General features: G+C 48.3%; 16 protein-coding genes and 1 tRNA gene. 11 read left to right on the forward strand and 6 right to left on the reverse strand.

Annotated elements, in window-relative coordinates; all coding sequences use genetic code 11:
- Window position 1: 1 nt before the first annotated feature.
- Together trxB and GS535_RS02660 are read left to right on the forward strand one after the other, a co-directional pair.
- Window positions 2-973, forward strand: a complete 972-nt coding sequence (trxB, locus tag GS535_RS02655; RefSeq protein ID WP_160792322.1) for a thioredoxin-disulfide reductase — start codon at window positions 2-4, stop codon at window positions 971-973.
- 157 nt (window positions 974-1,130) lie between these two features.
- Window positions 1,131-2,075, forward strand: a complete 945-nt coding sequence (locus tag GS535_RS02660) for a LysR family transcriptional regulator (protein WP_160792401.1) — start codon at window positions 1,131-1,133, stop codon at window positions 2,073-2,075.
- Here the strand turns inward: GS535_RS02660 and GS535_RS02665 are convergent.
- Together GS535_RS02665 and GS535_RS02670 are read right to left on the reverse strand one after the other, a co-directional pair.
- The gene (locus GS535_RS02665) at window positions 2,035-2,343 is read right to left on the reverse strand and encodes an integration host factor subunit beta (protein ID WP_160792323.1); all 309 of its coding nucleotides are present in this window, start codon (window positions 2,341-2,343) and stop codon (window positions 2,035-2,037) included. The genes GS535_RS02660 and GS535_RS02665 overlap by 41 nt on opposite strands.
- A gap of 130 nt (window positions 2,344-2,473) precedes the next feature.
- A complete protein-coding gene (locus GS535_RS02670; RefSeq protein ID WP_160792324.1) occupies window positions 2,474-2,962 on the reverse strand; it encodes a MucR family transcriptional regulator in 489 nt (162 codons plus the stop codon).
- 127 nt (window positions 2,963-3,089) lie between these two features.
- Between GS535_RS02670 and GS535_RS02675 the strand changes: the two genes are divergently transcribed.
- The 5 genes from GS535_RS02675 (at window position 3,090) to GS535_RS02695 (ending at window position 12,894) form a co-directional block, all read left to right on the forward strand.
- Window positions 3,090-4,355 (forward strand): UdgX family uracil-DNA binding protein, encoded by a 1,266-nt coding sequence (locus GS535_RS02675; protein WP_160792325.1) that lies wholly within the window; start codon window positions 3,090-3,092, stop codon window positions 4,353-4,355.
- 33 nt (window positions 4,356-4,388) lie between these two features.
- The gene (locus GS535_RS02680) at window positions 4,389-6,650 is read left to right on the forward strand and encodes an FUSC family protein (protein ID WP_160792326.1); all 2,262 of its coding nucleotides are present in this window, start codon (window positions 4,389-4,391) and stop codon (window positions 6,648-6,650) included.
- A 68-nt stretch (window positions 6,651-6,718) separates the two neighbouring features.
- A complete protein-coding gene (locus GS535_RS02685) occupies window positions 6,719-8,254 on the forward strand; it encodes a class I SAM-dependent DNA methyltransferase (RefSeq protein WP_160792327.1) in 1,536 nt (511 codons plus the stop codon).
- Window positions 8,251-9,402, forward strand: coding sequence for a restriction endonuclease subunit S (locus GS535_RS02690; RefSeq protein ID WP_160792328.1), 1,152 nt, complete (start codon window positions 8,251-8,253; stop codon window positions 9,400-9,402). Before GS535_RS02685 ends, GS535_RS02690 begins: the two co-directional genes overlap by 4 nt.
- A 72-nt stretch (window positions 9,403-9,474) precedes the next feature.
- Entirely contained in the window at window positions 9,475-12,894 is a 3,420-nt protein-coding gene (locus GS535_RS02695) for a DEAD/DEAH box helicase family protein (RefSeq protein WP_160792329.1), read from the forward strand.
- Between the two features lie 77 nt (window positions 12,895-12,971).
- Here the strand turns inward: GS535_RS02695 and GS535_RS02700 are convergent.
- Window positions 12,972-13,061: transfer RNA gene (locus tag GS535_RS02700), tRNA-Ser, on the reverse strand.
- Between the two features lie 313 nt (window positions 13,062-13,374).
- Between GS535_RS02700 and rplU the strand changes: the two genes are divergently transcribed.
- The 4 genes from rplU to proB all read left to right on the forward strand — a co-directional run bounded on the left by rplU (window position 13,375) and on the right by proB (window position 16,238).
- Window positions 13,375-13,689: a 50S ribosomal protein L21 gene (gene rplU, locus GS535_RS02705; protein WP_160792330.1), complete on the forward strand. Its 315-nt coding sequence runs from the start codon at window positions 13,375-13,377 to the stop codon at window positions 13,687-13,689.
- A gap of 30 nt (window positions 13,690-13,719) precedes the next feature.
- Window positions 13,720-13,986, forward strand: coding sequence for a 50S ribosomal protein L27 (rpmA, locus tag GS535_RS02710; RefSeq protein WP_160792331.1), 267 nt, complete (start codon window positions 13,720-13,722; stop codon window positions 13,984-13,986).
- 112 nt (window positions 13,987-14,098) lie between these two features.
- A complete protein-coding gene (gene obgE / locus GS535_RS02715; RefSeq protein WP_160792332.1) occupies window positions 14,099-15,106 on the forward strand; it encodes a GTPase ObgE in 1,008 nt (335 codons plus the stop codon).
- Between the two features lies 1 nt (window position 15,107).
- Window positions 15,108-16,238 carry a glutamate 5-kinase gene (gene proB / locus GS535_RS02720; protein ID WP_160792333.1) on the forward strand — a complete coding sequence of 377 codons (1,131 nt, stop codon included), beginning with the start codon at window positions 15,108-15,110 and terminating at the stop codon, window positions 16,236-16,238.
- Here the strand turns inward: proB and GS535_RS02725 are convergent.
- The 3 genes from GS535_RS02725 to GS535_RS02735 are packed head-to-tail and all read right to left on the reverse strand — an operon-like array spanning window position 16,222 to window position 18,976.
- Complete coding sequence (locus GS535_RS02725) at window positions 16,222-16,815, reverse strand: LUD domain-containing protein (RefSeq protein ID WP_160792402.1); 594 nt, start codon at window positions 16,813-16,815, stop codon at window positions 16,222-16,224. The two genes, proB and GS535_RS02725, sit on opposite strands and share 17 nt — an antisense overlap.
- Window positions 16,816-16,826: 11 nt before the next feature.
- Window positions 16,827-18,236, reverse strand: a complete 1,410-nt coding sequence (locus GS535_RS02730; RefSeq protein WP_160792334.1) for a lactate utilization protein B — start codon at window positions 18,234-18,236, stop codon at window positions 16,827-16,829.
- Window positions 18,233-18,976, reverse strand: a complete 744-nt coding sequence (locus tag GS535_RS02735; RefSeq protein ID WP_160792403.1) for a (Fe-S)-binding protein — start codon at window positions 18,974-18,976, stop codon at window positions 18,233-18,235. Before GS535_RS02735 ends, GS535_RS02730 begins: the two co-directional genes overlap by 4 nt.
- Between the last annotated feature and the right edge of the window lie 90 nt (window positions 18,977-19,066).

Raw genomic sequence — 19,066 nt, forward strand, 5'->3', positions numbered from 1 at the left:
TATGTCCGATACTCATGTGACCGATATGCTCATCGTTGGTGCTGGCCCCGCAGGGTATACAGCTGCCATTTATGCCGCCCGCGCAGGCTTAACACCTCTGATTGTAACAGGGATGCAACCAGGCGGCCAGCTTACCATCACCGATGAAATTGAAAACTTTCCCGGCTTTGCAAATCCCGTTCAAGGCCCGTGGCTGATGGAACAAATGCGCCTTCAAGCAGAACATGTAGGCACACGCTTCCAGTTTGATATTATCACGGAAGCATCTTTGAAGAATGGCCCCCAAGAGGATGGGTATTTTCACCTTGTTGGTGATTCAGGAGACCAATTCCGCGCTCGCACTGTTGTGATTGCAACAGGTGCACAGGCTAAGTGGCTTAATATCCCATCGGAAAAACGACTCCAAGGAGGCGGCGTGTCAGCCTGCGCGACCTGTGATGGCTTTTTCTACCGCGGTAAAGAAGTCGCTGTGATTGGTGGCGGCAATACGGCCGTTGAGGAGGCCCTCTATCTCACGCATCACGCAAGCAAAGTGCATCTCATCCATCGCCGTGACAGCTTGAGAGCAGAACGTATTTTGCAAAAACGCTTAAACGCACACCCTAAAATTACCATTCATTGGAATCGTGAAGTCCAAGAAATTCTCGGCGAAGGGACGCCAGAAGTCGTTGTAGGATTGGATCTCCGTGACCCTCGTGATCATGCCGTTAAAGAAAAGCTCGCGGTGGACGGTGTCTTTGTTGCTATTGGCCACAGTCCCAGCATTGGGCCGTTCCGACATGAAGTTGAATGTGATGACGGGGGCTATATCATAACCCAGCCCGGTACGGCTCAAACCTCTGTGCCTGGAGTCTTCGCTGCAGGAGATATTCAAGACAAAATTTATCGGCAAGCCGTGACTGCTGCCGGCACAGGCTGCATGGCCGCTTTGGAAGCAGAACGTTACATTGAAGAGCAAAAACATGCTGGATAAATGAGATAAAAATACATAACTCTCGCTTTGGCCCTTGACCCTTCACGTCATTTCGGGGACTTTCTCCAAAATTTACTAAATATTATGTGGCGTGCGGGGTTTATCAATGAACAAAACGGATCATGACCATTCCGAAGGGCCATACGGGAATCAAAAGATGGACTGGGACAAGCTCCGCATCTTCCACACAGTTGCTGAGGCCGGTTCATTCACCCACGCTGGGGATCGCCTCAATCTGAGCCAATCGGCTGTTTCTCGGCAGATTTCAGCTTTAGAAGAAGTGCTTGGCGTCCCTCTCTTCCACCGTCATGCGCGCGGGCTCATCCTGACTGAACAGGGTGAAGTCCTCCACCATACGGCAAAGGAAGTCTTTTCCAAGCTTGCACTAACGCAGGCATTTTTGAGCGAAAACCGCGAAAAAGCCGCTGGTAAAATTACCGTAACAACGACAACGGGTCTCGGCCTATCATGGCTCTCCCCTCGGCTACACCGCTTCATGGAGCAGCACCCTAATGTAGAGGTATGTCTTCTGTTGGAGGATTCAGACCTTGATTTGAGCATGCGCGAAGCGGATGTTGCTATCCGGCTGCATCCCCCAACACAGCCAGACCTCATTCAACGACATCTCGCAAGTTTCCATATGCCTATTTACGCTAGCCGTGAATATCTGGAACAACATGGAACACCACGCTCTCTTAAAGAGCTTGCTCAGCATAAACTCATCGGCTTTGCGGGCTGGCACCTTCCCTTACCCAATATCAATTGGTTGATGACACGCCTCGTTAAGGAAAAAATCTTTCCTCAACCCAAAGTCAGCCTTGCCATTAATAATGTGGCGGCTATTGGCAAAGCCATCGCTGCAGGGAATGGAATTGGGACGTTGCCATTTTATACGGCTGCTGCCCATCCAAACCTCGTACGAATCCTACCGGACATACATAGTCCTCTCGCTGAGGCTTTCTTTGTCTATCCTGAAGAGCTGCGCAGCTCCAAAAGGATCTCTGTTTTCCGTGATTTCTTGTTAGAAGAGCTCAGCGCTGCGCGCACAGGGAAAGATAGCCCTACCCACAGTGCTGACCCTTTTCATGCTTCGAATGATTAACGCGCTCGCGTAATTCCTTTCCAGCACGGAAATACGGCACTTTTTTCTCTCGCACCGCGACAGTTTCACCCGTACGGGGGTTACGCCCCGTATGGGCTGTATGCTGTCTTGTTCCAAAGCTACCAAGGCCGCGTAGCTCTACACGGCGCCCTTCTGCTAAGCCTTGCGTCATATGATCAAAGACATGGTGCACGGCTGCATCAACATCCTGCAACTCACGCTCTGGAAAATGTTTACTTAATAGAGCGACAAACTCAGACCGCGTCATGAGTCTTTCCCCTCACTGCTTTTCTACTCTCTTCAGAGTTACAGCCGGGGAGTGAGACGTCAAGAAAATAAATATTTTTATCACTAAGAGGGAATATTAGAAAAATATACCCTCTTAATGAAATTATATTTTAAGATTTCTTATTTTTTCCTTTAGAAGCGCCTGAACCGCGCCGCTCATCTGAAGTAGAGCCAATGTTGCGCCCTAAACCAATATTACGTGCCAAAGCAGAACGACGTTTAGCATAGCTCGGAGCCACTAATGGGTAATCAGAAGGGAGACCCCATTTCTCACGGTACTGATCAGGAGTTAGATCATAGTTGCTTTTCAGATGGCGCTTGAGCATCTTGAGCTTTTTACCATCTTCGAGACAAACGATATAATCTGGGAAGATTGACTTTTTAATAGGTACCGCTGGCTGTTGTCGCACTGCTGTATTTGCAGCCTTCTTCCCCTGAGAATCCTGCCCCGCAAGTGCCGCATACACACTACGTATTAAGTCAGGCAGGGCCTCAGGCTCTACCAAAGAACCAGAGAGTTTGGCGATCGTAATATCCGCCGTCAACTTGAGAAGAAGCTCTTTCTCCTTCTTCTCTTCAAGATCTGTTTGATCTGTCATAGAATAGCCTTCTAATATCTTAAGATTACCTCTTATATAGGGATATAATGCCGCAACACTCCAATGTGCAACCTCAACACGCCCTTATAATATTCTATTTATCATTTTTCACTAAGGCTCATACAACATGAAACATGCCAAACTAATAACGGAAAGCGATTTTATAGGATGGCGCGCATGGGCCCGTTCCTTACTTCATCAATATATTGCGAGTGAGAATATTTACTGGGACGACCGTCCAACCGGAGCAGAAAAAGCCCCTACTTTAACACGTGAACTCCCTAAAGCTCCCTCCCCTTTACGCCTCCCGCGCCCCGTACGAGACCTCATCCCAGCTGTCATTGCCTCAGGCCATCCTGAGCGCTTTTCGTTGCTTTACAAATTATTAGAGCAACTCCGTGACGGTTGCCCTTCCTTTCCCGACACAACATTATGGAAAGATCTTGTTGCACTCGCCTATGCAACACGTCGTGCAGCGATGTCCCTTCGTCAAATTCTGCCTCCCTCATGCGAGGACAACATAAAAATTTGCCGTATCCACGTGCCTCCTTCCCTCCTTGACAGCCAAGCAACCGCTTTAGTTTCTCTGCGTGCAGCCCCATGGCTTATCCACACAGAGGGACGCCTTTTACTCTATGAAAACGGTCAGCTTTTTTTCAGCACCGCAGCGATAGAAGCCGAGTGTCTTGCTGATGACGAGCAACTTCTTGACCATGCACGTTCTACGGCACAACCCGTTTATGAGAGTGCCTATTGGAAAGCCATTTTCCCTCTGGCAATTTCACCTACACCTGCTTTTATTGAAAAAACCCCTTCCCTTGAAACATTACGGGCCTATTCTGTTGATTGTGCCCTGTGCCCCTTATGCCAACCTGCTCTGCGTACAGTTTTTGGTGAAGGGAACCCTGACGCTAAAATTCTTTTCGTTGGGGAGCAACCAGGAGACCAAGAAGACCGGCGTGGTCGTCCCTTTGTCGGCCCCGCAGGGCAGCTTTTTGACAGAGCTCTCCAAGAAGCCGGCGGAGAGCGCGCCCGTTATTGGATTAGTAACGCCGTCAAGCATTTTAACTTCATTCAACGTGGTGAGCGACGAATTCACCAAAAGCCCGAAGCCCAGCACATTCAAGCTTGTTCACCGTGGATAACCGCCGAGCGACGTCTTCTACACCACCGTGTTACGGTCATGCTGGGCGTTACAGGCGCTTCAGCCTTATTAGGACGACCGGTAAAAATCACTCGTGAACGCTCTCGCCTTTTTACGTTGTCAGATGGTACCACAGGTCTTGTCACCGTTCATCCTTCATCACTTCTTCGGCAACCCGATGAACAAAAACGCCAAGAAGACTATATAAAATTTGTAAATGATTTAAGGTTGGCTCTTTCTGCTCTCTGACGATCGTTTTAAAAAGGTAACCTCGCGGCGCTTATGAGGAAAAGTGATCCATCCCTCCAGTCAACGTCGTCCTCTGCCGCACGGACGATTCCTTCCAAAAAGCCATTCCTATCGTGGATTTATGCGCCATCTCCCGCGGGCTTTATCTTTGCCTTACGTACAACGCTTGCCGCTTGCCTTGCTTTAGGGCTCGCCTTCCTTATGGAACTCGACAGCCCCGCTTGGGCGGCTATGACAGTGTGGTCAGTCGCTCAACTTACACGCGGGGAAAGCCTTTCAAAAGCGCGTTGGCGTATTATTGGCACACTCATTGGGGCCTGCGCCGCTTTGGTATTTATGGGCATTTCCCCCCAAGCCCCCTGGCTCTTTTTCCCTCTCATCGCGCTATGGATTGGCGTGTGCAGTGGCCTCGCAACGTTCGTGAGCAACTTCCGCTCTTACGCGCTCGTTCTCGCAGGCTATACATGCTCCATCGTCTGTATGGATGCAGCACCGGACGGCAATAATGTTTTTACCTATGCGGTTTCCCGAAGCAGTTACATCGTTTTAGGCGTGCTGTGTGAAACCTTTGTTGCATTTCTTTTTTCTTTTAATTTGGAGCGCCTTGCTCATTTGCAAGTGCGCACAAAACTACAAGCCGCTCTTACGCTTATCTCTCAAACATTAAGTAATATTTTAGGCCAAGAGCGCGGCGCTCTCACAGCTGCCCGCAAACAGTTCGGAACCATTCTACAGATGAATGACCAAATTGAATTTGCTGAAATGGAAATGGGCGCTCACGGCCATGAAGGGGATCATGCACGCGCAGCTCTGGCGGCCGTCTCCACGCTGCTATCACGTGGTTTTGGCCTTGCTACGCGCTTGCAACTTCTCTCCCATCAACATCAAGACTTTGAAACCATCTCTGAGGAAATCTTACTTTTCTTAAAAGCTTTCCCAGAACGCCTCGCAAAAGAGAGCGAAGTTCCCGACCTTCTAGCCGACCTTCAACATATACGTGATATTTGCCGCCAATATGCCGCTCCTCACCGTCTTGTCACCTATAAAAAAATAGACAATCACTCCAAACTAAATACACCTGAAGTCGATCACCTCACAGCAAACGACGATGCCACTTTTTCACGCTCTGAACTTGATGAACGCATTCTCTTCATTTCTCTTGGGGAGCTTCTTGGTGATTTAGAGCAAGCTATTTCGGAATACCACGCCAGCACGCATAGTGTGCGTGGAGATCATTTCCAATTTCAACGTCACGCCCATCGTGACACCAAGCTTGCTATTTATAATGGTATTCGTGGTGCTCTAGCCGTGCTTGTTACGTCGCTGATCTACGAAGTCACGGCTTGGCCCCAAGGACTTCATTTTATCGGTCTAACATCCTTAATATGCGGCCTTTACGCTACTCGTGAAAACCCCGTCTTGGGTACGACAAACTTTCTCAAAGGCACAGTAGCGGCTTGGTGTGTCGCATGGGTTCTGGTCATTGTTCTCATGCCAATGGTTAAAACCTACGAACCCTTGATGCTCATTATCGGCGGAGCGATGATGCTTGGCGGTCTAGCGAAAGCCAATCCCTCCACCGCCGGCGCTGCCTCCGCTTATGGTTTGCTTATGCCTTCCATGCTGGGCCTTCAGAACCATCATGTTATGGACGAGATGGCCTTCTATAATGAGAATTTAGCTACTGTTTTAGCGGCAGTTGTCAGCGTATCTGTGTTCCGCAGTATTCTTCCTTTTAACAGCCGTGATGAACGCTTCCGGTTGCGACGCGCTATGTTGAAAGAATTACGCATTCTCGCCCATCCTAATTATACCCCCAATATCAGCGCATGGGTTGGCCATAGTACAGACCGCTTTGCACGCTTAGTCCGTCATACAGGCCCTACCGAAACACCTTTGATTGAGGCCTGCATTCAAGGAACGTTGGCGACACTCACTCTCGGACTCAATATTATTCGCCTCCGCGCTCTTATGAACCGCGAATACCTTCCTGAAAGTGCACGCCGTCCTGTTGCCCTTGTGCTGCATTATATTGAGCATTCCACAAAGCGCCATGAAAGAGCCGCCCGTGTAGCACGCGCGGCCATCCGCCGGCTACGCGCCCTTGATGCACAAGACGAAACCCATGACACCATCACACATCTAGAGATCACACGTGCGCTCGCCTACCTTGTCGTGATTGCCTATACACTCCACATGAACCGCAACTTCCTTGATGAAAGCAAGCCGTTCATAGGGGAAGAGCCCGTGAGTGCGACAATAAATCCATTGCCACAACCTCGGCTGGCATCATAAATCGCATTTACCTTGTCATTTCCCTTGCACCCTTTATAAAAAGCACTAGCAAAATGGGGAGAAAGACGATGCTTACAGGACAAATTCGTAACCAAATTGATCAGGTTTGGAACACGTTTTGGTCGGGTGGGGTCTCTAATCCCCTTTCTGTCATCGAACAGATGACCTTCCTAATCTTTATTAAACGTCTTGATGATGTACAGCTTGGCCGTGAAGCTAAAGCTAATGCCCTCAGTCAACCGATTGAATCCCCCATTTTCCCAACTGGCAATGACCCTAAAGGAGAACCTTACGATCATCTTCGCTGGTCACGTTTTAAAAACTTTGAAGCCCGTGAGATGATGCGCATTGTTGATCAACATGTCTTTCCCTTTCTACGCTCATTAGGTGATAAAAATTCCTCCTATGGCCTGCATATGAAAGATGCACGGCTGGGCTTCTCCAATGCCAATCTCCTCGCCAAAGTTGTTGCCCTTTTAGATGAGCTTGATATGGGCGGACGCGATACAAAAGGCGATATTTACGAGTATATGCTCAGCAAAATTGCGAGTGCCGGCACTAATGGCCAGTTCCGTACCCCTCGGCATATTATTGAGCTTATGGTTGCTCTCACCCGCCCTACTCCAACCGATGTTATTTGTGACCCAGCCGCCGGCACATGCGGCTTCCTCGTTGGCGCGGGGGAGTATCTTCGCCAGCACGCACCGCAACTGCTACGTAATGCTGAACAGCGCGACCATTTCTTACACCATATGTTCCATGGGTTTGACTTTGACGCCACCATGCTCCGTATTGGTGCCATGAATATGGCCCTCCATGGGGTGGAAGATGCTAACATCACTTATCGCGATAGTCTTGCTGAAAGCCATAGTGAAGATGCCGGCACCTACTCACTCATTCTCGCTAATCCTCCCTTTGCTGGCTCTCTAGATTATGACACGACAGCAAAAGACCTTCTCCAACTGATTAAAACCAAAAAAACAGAGCTTCTCTTCCTCGCTCTTTTCCTTCGTCTCCTGAAGGTTGGTGGTCGTGCAGCGGTTGTTGTACCAGAGGGTGTACTTTTTGGAGCTTCTACCGCCCATAAAAAGATCCGAAAAATATTGATCGAGAAACATAAACTTGATGCGATTATTAAGCTCCCCTCAGGTGTCTTCCGTCCTTATGCTGGCGTCTCCTGTGCAATCATTCTTTTCACAAAAACCGGCGTTGGCGGCACCAAAGACGTCTGGTTTTATGACATGCACGCAGACGGTTTTTCTCTAGATGACAAACGCTCCCCACTCCTTGATGAAACCCAGCTTGGCACATCACCTGAACAGCCTTTAGATGAAGACGGGCATCGAAAGAACAATCTACCCGACATCCTCACTCGCTGGGATAATTTAAAGGAAGAAACGAAACGCCCGCGCACAGCCCAAAGCTTTACCGTATCCAAGGAAGAGATTGCTACGAACGACTACGACCTTTCCCTCAATCGTTATAAAGAAACGATACAGGAGGAGATCCACTACCCCAGTCCGGTAGAACTCCTCGAAGAATTGCACACATTAGACGCCGAGATTAGCGCTGGGATGACTAAACTTGAGGAGATGTTGGGATGACAACGTGGCCTATGGTGAAGTTGGGGGATGTGGTTCAATTCATTAGAGGGGTTACTTTCTCCCGCAACGAAACCTCTCATATTCCACAGAAAAATCATCTCCCTATTCTGAGAGCAGGTAATATATCCCAAACCCTTAATTTAAGGGATAATATTATTTTTGTTCCTTCTCAAAAGGTTACGGCATCGCAGTACCTATGCAAAAATGATATTCTCATGTGTATGTCATCAGGTAGTGCACTTGTTGTCGGTAAAAGCGCTTTGCTTCATAGAAACTGGCAGGGATCTTTTGGAGCCTTCCTAGCTTGCCTACGACCTACATCCGACGAAATCCTGCCTATTTTTCTAACTCACTGGCTTCAATCACCATATTTTCGTTCTTGGGCTCAGTACTCTCGTGGAACCGGAATTAAAAATATCCGTGTCTCAGACTTAAAGAACTTACCAATCCCACTTCCTCCTCTCGCCGAGCAAAAACGTATTGCCGCGATATTAGACCAAGCCGATACACTACGCCGCCAACGTTCCCATGCTCTTGAAACTCTCAACACCATGGGGCAGGCTATTTTTCATGAAATGTTTGAAGAAAAAACAAGAAATATTTTACCAAATAATACTCATATCAATTCTAAACAATGGCCTATGGTGAAACTAGGAGATGTAGTTGATATTAAGACGGGGAAACTAGATGCTAACGCATCCTCTCCTACCGGAGCGTTTCCTTTTTTTACGTGCTCCTCGACTCCTCTACAAATAGACAACTGGGCTTATGACCTTGACGCTGTTATTGTCGCTGGCAATGGAGACTTAAATGTCAAGCATTACAATGGAAAATTTAATGCTTACCAAAGAACATATATTATTACACCAAAACAAAACCATGTAATTAAATCACTTTTCTTATACTATTTCATGAATTCATATGTATATAAGCTCCGACAACAAGCCATAGGGGGTGTCATTAAATACATCAAAATAGGTATGTTAACAAACGCTTCCATCCCACTCCCTCCGCTCGCCGAGCAAGAGCGGTTCGCAAAGCGGATTGAGAAAGTCGAGGCCCTACAACGCACCTATGAAAGCGCCCTTAAAAGACAAGAAACACTGTTCAATGCGCTGCGACAACAAGCCTTCCGTGGGGAGCTTTAATGCTCCCCATCTTGCCAGAACTATTGTAATAATGAAAAATATAACCACCACATAGCGTGCAAAAGACGATCCATGCATCAATTTTCTTTCCTCCAAGCCGAATTCCCTGCCATTTACCGTTTTGCAACAAAAGCCGAGCAGTCTGCTCTTTCTGATCCACGGGGCGCGTGTTTCTCAGCTCGCCTCGCGTTAGAAACAACGATTCATTGGCTCTATGAGCATGAAGCTTCTTTGCCGCATGCGCTTCCTCCACAAACAACCTTAGCTACAAAGATTAATGATACCGCCTTTTATCACCTAGCTGGCCCAACAATTTGTGCCAAAGCACGTTATGTAAAAGACCAAGGCAATCGTGCCGCACATGATCACAAGCCTCTATCGCGACAAGACGCCATTGCTACGGTTAGTGAATTTTTCCATATCGCCTATTGGCTGTGCCGCACCTATTGCCGTGGTGACAAGCCTAACGCATCCTTAATGTTTGACCCTACACAACTTGAAGAAACGCTCACTATTACCGCATCCACGGTCAAACAGATTCAACAACTTAGCCACACCCTAGAAGCAGAAGAAAAACGCCGCCACGAAGCCGAAGCAAAAAAACTTAAATCAGAAGAAGAATATCAAAAACTCAAAGAAGAACTTGCTAAAACATATGCGCAAATTGAAGCTCTTCGACATGCGAACCAAAGCGTACCAGATCAGCATAATTATGATGAAGCCACAACACGCAGTCGCCTAATCGATCTTCTTCTCAAAGAAGCAGGGTGGGCTTTAGATCAAGACAATGATCAAGAGTTCCCTATCACGGGAATGCCCACTGACAGTGGTAAAGGACGAATTGATTATGTGCTTTGGGGAGCCGACGGAAAACCTCTTGCTCTCATTGAAGCCAAACGCACTAAAAAAGATGCTCGAAATGGCCAACATCAAGCCAAACTTTATGCAGACTGCCTTGAGAAGCGTTATGGGAACCGTCCTCTCATCTTTTTCACCAATGGTTATGAACACTGGTTCTGGGATGACCAAGCTGCTCCACCACGGCCTGTGCAAGGGTTCTTTAAACAGAAAGAGTTAGAGCTTATTCTCCAACGCCGCCAAATAAGCAAGCCTCTCCATAGCGTCCCGATTGATAGTACTATAGCAGGGCGCTTTTACCAAATGCGCGCTATTCGTCGTATCGGTGAGAGTTTTGAAAAAGAGTATCGCCGCAAAGCGCTTCTCGTCATGGCAACAGGCACCGGGAAAACACGTACGGCCATTGCCCTTATTGATCAGCTCATGCGGGCCAATCGCGTGCACCGCGTGCTATTCCTTGCCGACCGTGTGGCTCTGGTTAATCAGGCCCACCATGCTTTTAAAACGCACCTTCCCTCTGCTCCTCTCGCAAACTTACTCAAAGCCCACAATACAGATAATAATGACCATACAGGCGCGCGCATTCTCTTCTCCACCTATCCGACCATGCTTCGCCAAGTCGAGATTCTTGAGGGTGACATACGCCGTTTTGGTCCCGCCCATTTTGATCTCGTTATTATCGACGAAGCACACCGCTCTACTTATCGCACCAATAAAGCGCTCTTTAACTATTTCGACACTCTCCTTGTTGGGCTGACAGCAACCCCACGCCAAGAGCTCCAACGCGATACTTATCAACTCTTCGATTTAGAAGCAGGTACACCAACGGATGTTTATGATCTTGACGATGCCATAAAAGACGGTGTTCTAGTCCCCCCAGAAGGCTTTTCTATCCCACTCCAACTCCCGCGGGACGGTGCATTTTACGATACACTCAGCGAAGAAGAAAAAGTAGAATGGAATAGCCTTCCATGGAATACGGATGGCGTTATCCCTAGCTATGTCAGTGGAAACAATTTTAATACACGTATTTTTAACGCTGACACCATTGATATCGTCATCAAACAACTCATGCAGGAAGGAATCTACATTGAAGAAGGGACTAAATTAGGAAAAACCATTATTTTTGCTCGATCCAGCCATCATGCACAGGCCATCATTGAACGTTTCGATAAGAGCTATCCCGAGTTCAAAGGACATTTCGCCCAACGTATTGACTACTCCATCTCTCATGCTCAAACGCTTATTGATAGCTTTTCTAATCCACATTCACTTCCACAAATAGCCGTCTCAGTTGATATGCTTGATACAGGTATTGATATCCCTGAGATCGTTAACCTTGTATTTTTCCGACCAGTTTATTCCCGCACAAAATTTTGTCAGATGATCGGCCGTGGCACACGATTGTGCCCCAATCTTTTCGGCCCCGGACAGGATAAGACAGGATTCCGCATTTTTGATTATTACGATAATCTCAAAACCTTTAATGAAAAACTTAAACAGCCCGAACCAACCATACAGCCCTCACTCGACGAGCAACTCTTTTGTATACGGCTCGACCTTCTTAGGGCCATGGAAACGCCTAAAAATTCTCACTCAACACTCCGCACGCAACTCACGGAAGATGTACGCACCCATGTGCAATCCATCAACCCGAACAATATCCTTGCTCGCCCCCATCAACGCACCTTGGAACATTTCCGTGTTAATAGCGTATGGGACACCCTTTCAACAGAAGATCGTAAGCTCTTATCCCAAGATATTGCCTCTCTTCCTACTGCCCGCTACCGAGGCGAAGACAGTCTTTCGGCCAAGCAATTCGACTTCTTACTCTTCCGCACCCAACTCGCCTTCCTAGAAAAGAAAAGTTTAACACGCTATCAAAAACGTATTTGCACCATAGCTCATTCATTAGAAGCAAAAGCTAACATCCCGCTTGTCCAAGAAGAAATAACACTTATCAAGGCCCTACAAAGCACCCAATGGTGGGAAAATGTCACAGTTGAGAACCTCGAAGAAGTGCGTTGTAAGCTCAGATCTCTTGCAGAGCTTGTTGAAGCAGATACACAAACACTTCTCTATACTCACTTCGAAGATAAACGCGGAAGCGTTGAGAGTGTTACCTTTTCCGGGATCGGCTCAACTGTTAACAAAAACCACTTTAAGCGTCTTGTTCGTCAGTTTCTTAATGATCATCTAGACCATCCAAGTCTACTCAAGATTCATCGTGGTCAATCTCTGACTTCAGGTGATCTTAAAGCCCTTGAAAAACTTTTTGAACAAGGTGGGTTCGACCTTAATGAACGCACGAAAGCTGATATCGCAGCCCATGGTGGACTCGCCCGTTTTCTACGTTCTCTAACGAAACTAGACCAGCACTATGTTCGTCAGGCTTTTGACCGATTTACACAATCGCATCAGCTAACAGCAACTCAAATTGAGTTTCTAGACCTTGTCATCAGCAGCCTTAGTGAAAATGGTTTCATCTCCCCCGAAACCCTTTTTGAAAGTCCCTTCACAGATCTTGATATGCAAGGAATCAGCGGGCTGTTCGGAGAGGAAGAAACACAGACCATTCTATCCATCGTCCGCTCTTTTGACCCAAAAGAACAAGCGCTAGATGCTAGAAACTAGACATCTCCCTCATTTCCTTATTTTGAAATAAAAAAGGATAGGATCATCAAAATATAATAAAATACCGAAGGGGGATATGGCGGAGAGGGTGGGATTCGAACCCACGGTACGCCGAAACGCACAACGGTTTTCGAGACCGCCCCAATCGACCACTCTGGCACCTCTCCATCAATTATCATCAGCTTTGGGTGTATTAAGGTCGAACCCAAAGACTGACAGCCGGCTTATGGCCTTATTTTTCTTTCATTGCAAGAGGGGAACCGACAGCTTTTCTTCAAAAAAGCTTCTCCTGTCGCGCTAAATTGCCCTCTTTAGCGCTTTCTAGTTGACGAGACCTGCACAAACCCTGTAGTGAATGCCCGTTCTTTCCGTATTTTCTTCTCCTATGAAGAAATATAGAAAGGGGCCAATGACAAAAAGCGAGCGGGCCCTTGCTTACAGCAGGCGCCAAGGCTTCGGTAACGTAAAAGAGAGTTTTGCATGTTTGCAGTCATCCGCACGGGCGGAAAACAGTACCGCGTCGCAAAAGACGCCATCCTGAAGGTCGAGAAGCTGGACGCGGAAGCAGGAAGCACCGTTACCTTCTCCGACATTCTTATGGTTGGCGGTGATAAGGGCGTGGAGATTGGCGCACCAACCGTTAAAGGGGCCTCTGTCACTGCTGAGGTTGTTGCACAAGACCGTAACCCGAAGGTCATTATCTTCAAGAAGCGTCGCCGTCAGAACAGCCGTCGCAAAAATGGCCACCGTCAGCCTGTGACGGTGCTGCGTGTTACCGGGATCAGCGCTTCCTAATCTGATTGACCTTTTAAGGAGACACAAACCATGGCACAAAAAAAAGCAGGCGGTTCCAGCCGTAACGGACGCGATAGCGCCGGTCGCCGTCTTGGTGTGAAGAAATTCGGTGGCGAAAGCGTCATCGCAGGCAACATCATCATGCGTCAGCGTGGTACGAAGGTTTGCCCAGGTGAGAATGTGGGCATGGGCCGTGACCACACCCTCTTCTCCCTCGTTGATGGTCGCGTTCGCTTCCAGCGCCGCACAAACGGCAAGGTTCACGTTTCCGTCGCTTTAGCAGAAGCTGCTGAGTAAAAACCTTTTTTTCTACCATTGGTAGATGATAGGTAAGAGAAAGGGCCGGCTCCTTGCGGGGTTCGGCCCTTTCTCTTGTTCAAACACCTCTTTCTTGTCGCGAAAATACGTTATGAAGTTTCTTGATCAGGCTAAAATTTACGTTCGTTCTGGCGATGGTGGCGATGGTGTGGTCGCCTTTCGTCGTGAAAAATATATTGAGTTCGGAGGCCCCGATGGCGGTGATGGCGGCCGTGGTGGTCACATCTATTTCCGCGCTGTGAGCAATCTTAATACACTGATTGACTTTCGTTATACACAGCATTTTCGTGCCCGAAAGGGCGGAAACGGCGCTGGGTCTAATAGAACTGGTGCTGGTGCTGATGACATCGTTATTGATGTCCCCATTGGGACACAGATCATTGCCGATGACCGTGAAACACTTTTGGCAGACCTTAATGAAGACGGGAAAACTGTTCTTCTATGCCAAGGTGGCAATGGCGGGCTTGGCAATGCCCATTATAAAAGCAGCACCAACCGTGCCCCTCGCCGCGCCGATTCTGGCTATCCAGGGGAAGAACGTTGGGTCTGGTTACGCCTAAAACTCATCGCAGACGTTGGGCTTGTCGGTCTTCCTAATGCAGGGAAATCTACCCTCCTCTCCGTCGCCTCACGGGCGCGTCCTAAGATTGCAGATTATCCTTTCACTACCCTTCATCCCCAACTTGGTGTTGTGCGGCTTAATGCTGTGGATGAATTCGTGATTGCTGACATTCCGGGCCTCATTGAGGGCGCTAGTGAAGGCACGGGGCTGGGGGATCGCTTTTTAGGTCATGTAGAGCGCTGCGCACTTCTCATCCATCTTGTTGATGGCACAGATGAAAACCTCGCGGAGAACTGGAAGCTAATCCGTCGCGAGCTTCACGCTTATGATGACACCCTCGCCGCTAAACCCGAGGTACTCGTCATGAATAAATGTGACGCGCTCTTGCCTGAAGAGATCGAAGAACGCAAAGCCGCCCTAGCCCAAGTCTCTGGACAAGACGTGCATCTCTTATCTGGTGTTAGCCGAGAAGGGCTACCTGAGCTTTTACGCTTTGTTCAAGACCGCGTAACGCTTGCACGTCAACAGGGAAAATAGGATGACACTCTTCGCAGAAAAGCAGCGCCTCGTCCTAAAGATAGGCAGCGCTCTACTGGTCGATCCAGATACTGGCGCCGTCCGTCAAGACTGGCTTCATAGCCTCTGCGAAAATATCCATACCTTCCACCAACGAGGCTATGAAATCATCGTGGTTTCCTCCGGTGCCGTTGCTCTTGCGCGGCACCAAACCAACCACATGCACCAACGCTTAAAACTCGGTGAGAAGCAAGCTCTCGCGAGTATTGGTCAGGTCGGCATTGCTCATGCCTGGCAACAGGCCCTAGCTCAGCAGGGTTTAATGACAGCGCAAGTCCTACTGACACCAGACGATACCGAAGACCGCAAACGTCATCTTAATGCCCGTAGGACAATTGATACGATCCTTAGTCTCGGAGCTGTCCCGGTTATTAACGAAAATGACACGCTTTCAACAGAAGAACTCCGCTTTGGAGACAATGACCGTCTCGCAGCACGCATTGCTCAAATGCTGAATGCCAAAACTCTTATTCTCTTTTCTGATATTGATGGTCTTTATAGCGCTGACCCACGCACAAACCCCAAAGCAACACACATCTCTATTGTAGAACACATCACCGACGACATTATGGCAGCAGGCGGTGGCGCCCCTTCTGTCTTTTCCTCTGGAGGAATGCGCACAAAATTACAAGCGGCTCAAATCGCCACGCGTGCAGATTGTGACATGATCATTACTAAAGGGGAACGTCTTCATCCTCTCACTGCCCTGCAAAACGGCGCCTTACATACGCGCTTTCTTGCACAACCTGATTGCGGCTCTGCACGGAAACGTTGGATTGCCAGCACACTCCGCCCAGAAGGCAGTGTGAGCCTTGATAAGGGCGCTGTAGATGCTCTCCAGCATGGTGCCTCTGTACTCTCTGCTGGCGTTACTCATATTGAAGGGCACTTCGACGACGGCGCTGTCGTCGCTCTCACCCTTAGTAATGGAGAGACCATCGGCTATGGGGTGATTGATTATAATGATGAACAATCACGCGCAATGCTTGGTCATCGCTCAACAGAAAGCGACGACCAAGACACCCAACAACGCCATAGCGTTATGATCCACCGCAATAACTTAGCGCTGGAAACACCTATGAAGTCCAAATAAGGGATAAAGTGCGCACACCTTGTGCTCCGCGGATCAAAACACCTTGAATATCTGCCGTTGCTGACGGGCCACTCATCAACACACCATAAAAAGCTGTTTTGAACTCAGAACGCTCTCGATACGCCGTATGCATATTCGCCGTCAGCTCCTCACGAGAGAGAAGCACAACTAAATGCTGCGCCAGGTGCACATCCGCCAAATGATCAAAAAGCTCTACCTCACTCAGGAAAATAGATCCCATTTCAGCAATGCCAAATGGGGATCTTACCACCATGACATCGACCTCATTGGACTGCTCATGGGTTTTTAAGTCCGTAATTTTCAACGTCCCTTCAACCTCTGGCACAGCGCTGCAGATTGACGTCGTGTTCGGGAAACGGGCACGCACCACGTCTTCAATGGTTTGGCCATCCCTTTGTGGAAGAACCTCGCCTCCCATAAGCTGTAAGCTCTTTTCAAAACGCTCAATAGACTTATCCAAATCCCCCAAGATCTTTACTGGAGGCAACTCATAGTCGTCTTCTCGTGGTACACGGTTTCGACGCAGCTTATCTAAAATAGTGTTACGCGCGCTCATAGCTTCCTCCGTCATGCTGACTCATGCTCCTTCTTGGTCGATGTCTTCAGACGGTTCTTACGATACCAACTATTGAAGGTCTCTTTGACAGGATGAGGAAGTTCGCGATGCTTGCCCCATGGGTTCAGATAATTATAAAGAACAAAGCGCGGCATTGTTTTAAGCGCAACTTCTGTTCCTTCAATAGACACGCGATAAAGGCGCGGCTGTGCCAAAAGACGCCCAGCCATTTTCATGATTTCACGCTTCACAAACGGAATGTCATGCTTCTCAGCAAGCACTCGTCGCCAATCGTAAATTTGCTCATGAATGTTGATCTCAACCGGGCAAACATTCGAACAACTGCCATTCATCGTGGAGGCAAAAGGCAATGTGCTGAATTTTTTAGCATTAAAGGTGGGATCAATAATGGCACCAATCGGCCCTGAATACACAGACCCATAAGACTGACCACCCGACCGGCGATAGACTGGACACGTATTCATGCACGCACCACAGCGGATGCATTTCAATGATGACCAAAATTGCGGCATGGCAAGACGGTCTGAGCGCCCATTATCTACCAAGATGACATGCATCTCACCGCCCTTACGAGGCCCACGGAAATGCGTCGTATATTGCGTGATCGGGGAGCCTAAAGCACTACGTGACAAAAGACGCACGAACACGCCAAGGTCTTCTACACGCGGCACTAAACGCTCAATCCCTAACGTTGCAATATGCACATTGGGAAGATTAGAGCTCAGATCCGCGTTGCCCTCATTGGTGCAAACGACAAATCCCCCGGTCTCCGCAACAATAAAGTTACCACCGGTCATCCCCGTGTCGCCACTAAGCAGAACAGGCCGTGCGGCCTCGCGCTGTGCTTCTGCCAGTTCATGCGGATCTTTAATATTAGGATCCGTACCGTAATACTTAGCGAATATTTTCGCGACATCGCCGGTCAATTTCTGCACAGCAGGCACAACCACATGGCTCGGCAACTGATGATCAAGTTGCTGAATGCGTTCACCAAGGTCTGTCTCTGTCACCGTAATCCCACGCGGTTCAAGATACTCCCGCATCTCGCACTCATCGGTGATCATCGATTTACTTTTGATGAGAGATTTCGCATCGTGCTTGCCCATAATCTCAGCAACGATACGGTTATGTTCTGCTCCATCCCGTGCCCAATGAACATGAATGCCATTACGACGCGCGTTTTCTTCAAACTGCTCCAGATATGTCGGGAGATTTGCTAACGTATGCTCTTTAATACGAGACGCTCTATCGCGCAGCTCTTGCCATTCAGGCATCCCATGCATTTGCTGGTCACGCTTTTGGCGCATATCCCACAAACGCTCATCATGGAAAAGGCGATGCGGATCATCTTCCAGAAATTCAGCAGCCGCTTGAGCATGTTTTACAGGTTTATTACTCATGCCCGGGCTCCATTCAAAATCTCAGCAATATGAATAAATTTAATGGGAACACCATTACGCTCAGCACAGCCCTGCTGATGCATCATGCATGACGTGTCAGCAGAAACGATATATTCTGCTCCTGCATTATGGTGATCTGTCACCTTATCCAGTCCCATACGGGCTGAAACAGCTTCTTCTGTCACCGAGTATGTCCCACCAAACCCACAGCATTCATCTGGACGTTTCGGCTTAGCGAACTCAATCCCCTTCACAGCAGAGAGAAGATCCATCGGTTTAGAGAAAAACGGCTCATTACGCTCAGACATGCTCGCCGTGCGTAATGCGCGCAGAGTCCCACAACTATTATGAAGCCCAACTTTGTGCGGAAACTCGGCCCATGGGAACTCACGCACTTTCAAAATATCATGAATGAACTCCACGAGTTCATACGTATTTTGACGAATATGTTTGACCGCATCAGTCTGCTCAATGGCGTCAAAATTATCCCGAATGTGATGTACACAGCTGCCAGACGGTGCGACAATGACATCATATTTAGAAAAATTTCGAACAAAGAGCTCTTCCGTCTCACGAGCGTCTTTATTACACCCCGAATTAGCCATTGGCTGGCCACAACATGTTTGATCCATTGGGTAATCGACGTCTTGTCCAAGCTTTTCCAACAGTTCAAGCGTCGCGATTCCTGTCTTTGGATAAAACGCATCTATGTAACACGGAATAAAAAGTCCTATTTTCATCATCCACCACATATAAAATAAAAACGAAACGTTACATCTTTCATAGGTACAAACGTCCCCAGCTCTACGTCATCGTAAAGTCCTCACTTT

The organism is Saccharibacter sp. EH611 (genome assembly GCF_009834765.1).
GTDB lineage: Bacteria > Pseudomonadota > Alphaproteobacteria > Acetobacterales > Acetobacteraceae > Saccharibacter.

Excerpts from the sequence above, each read along its gene's own strand:
- trxB (WP_160792322.1), top strand. The coding sequence starts at position 2 with ATGTCCGATACTCATGTGACCGATATGCTCATCGTTGGTGCTGGCCCC.
- GS535_RS02660 (WP_160792401.1), top strand. The coding sequence starts at position 1,131 with ATGGACTGGGACAAGCTCCGCATCTTCCACACAGTTGCTGAGGCCGGT.
- GS535_RS02665 (WP_160792323.1), bottom strand. The coding sequence starts at position 2,343 with ATGACGCGGTCTGAGTTTGTCGCTCTATTAAGTAAACATTTTCCAGAG.
- GS535_RS02670 (WP_160792324.1), bottom strand. The coding sequence starts at position 2,962 with ATGACAGATCAAACAGATCTTGAAGAGAAGAAGGAGAAAGAGCTTCTT.
- GS535_RS02675 (WP_160792325.1), top strand. The coding sequence starts at position 3,090 with ATGAAACATGCCAAACTAATAACGGAAAGCGATTTTATAGGATGGCGC.
- GS535_RS02680 (WP_160792326.1), top strand. The coding sequence starts at position 4,389 with ATGAGGAAAAGTGATCCATCCCTCCAGTCAACGTCGTCCTCTGCCGCA.
- GS535_RS02685 (WP_160792327.1), top strand. The coding sequence starts at position 6,719 with ATGCTTACAGGACAAATTCGTAACCAAATTGATCAGGTTTGGAACACG.
- GS535_RS02690 (WP_160792328.1), top strand. The coding sequence starts at position 8,251 with ATGACAACGTGGCCTATGGTGAAGTTGGGGGATGTGGTTCAATTCATT.
- GS535_RS02695 (WP_160792329.1), top strand. The coding sequence starts at position 9,475 with ATGCATCAATTTTCTTTCCTCCAAGCCGAATTCCCTGCCATTTACCGT.
- rplU (WP_160792330.1), top strand. The coding sequence starts at position 13,375 with ATGTTTGCAGTCATCCGCACGGGCGGAAAACAGTACCGCGTCGCAAAA.
- rpmA (WP_160792331.1), top strand. The coding sequence starts at position 13,720 with ATGGCACAAAAAAAAGCAGGCGGTTCCAGCCGTAACGGACGCGATAGC.
- obgE (WP_160792332.1), top strand. The coding sequence starts at position 14,099 with ATGAAGTTTCTTGATCAGGCTAAAATTTACGTTCGTTCTGGCGATGGT.
- proB (WP_160792333.1), top strand. The coding sequence starts at position 15,108 with ATGACACTCTTCGCAGAAAAGCAGCGCCTCGTCCTAAAGATAGGCAGC.
- GS535_RS02725 (WP_160792402.1), bottom strand. The coding sequence starts at position 16,815 with ATGAGCGCGCGTAACACTATTTTAGATAAGCTGCGTCGAAACCGTGTA.
- GS535_RS02730 (WP_160792334.1), bottom strand. The coding sequence starts at position 18,236 with ATGAGTAATAAACCTGTAAAACATGCTCAAGCGGCTGCTGAATTTCTG.
- GS535_RS02735 (WP_160792403.1), bottom strand. The coding sequence starts at position 18,976 with ATGAAAATAGGACTTTTTATTCCGTGTTACATAGATGCGTTTTATCCA.